The sequence below is a fragment of the Anoxybacillus sp. LAT27 genome (assembly GCF_022030075.1).
In the GTDB taxonomy this organism is placed as follows: domain Bacteria; phylum Bacillota; class Bacilli; order Bacillales; family Anoxybacillaceae; genus Anoxybacillus; species Anoxybacillus kestanbolensis.
This window is the reverse complement of the sequence record NZ_JAIWYK010000391.1, coordinates 1-225: the sequence shown is the minus strand read 5'-3', so window position 1 is coordinate 225 and position 225 is coordinate 1. Positions and strand designations below refer to the sequence as shown.

1 pseudogene is annotated in these 225 nt (G+C 49.3%); it reads left to right on the top strand.

From position 1 onward, the window contains the following. Positions 1 to 24 precede the first annotated feature (24 nt). Positions 25 to 225, top strand: a pseudogene (locus tag LD028_RS09910) (tripartite tricarboxylate transporter permease); the annotation flags it as partial.

Genomic DNA, 225 nt, shown 5'->3' with positions numbered 1-225 from the left:
AACAGCAGTTTGTGGGATGTCTGGATGATGATCCTCTTCGGCGTGATCGGTTATCTCATGAAGAAATTGGATCTGCCGATAGCTGCGACTGTGTTGACATTCGTCTTGGGTTCGCAGATTGAGTCAACCCTGCTTCAGTCTCTGGCCACGTCGCAGAATGGCTTGTTGATTTTCTTTGAACGCCCGATATCGGGAACCCTGATTTCTTTGGGGATCGTGATCCTG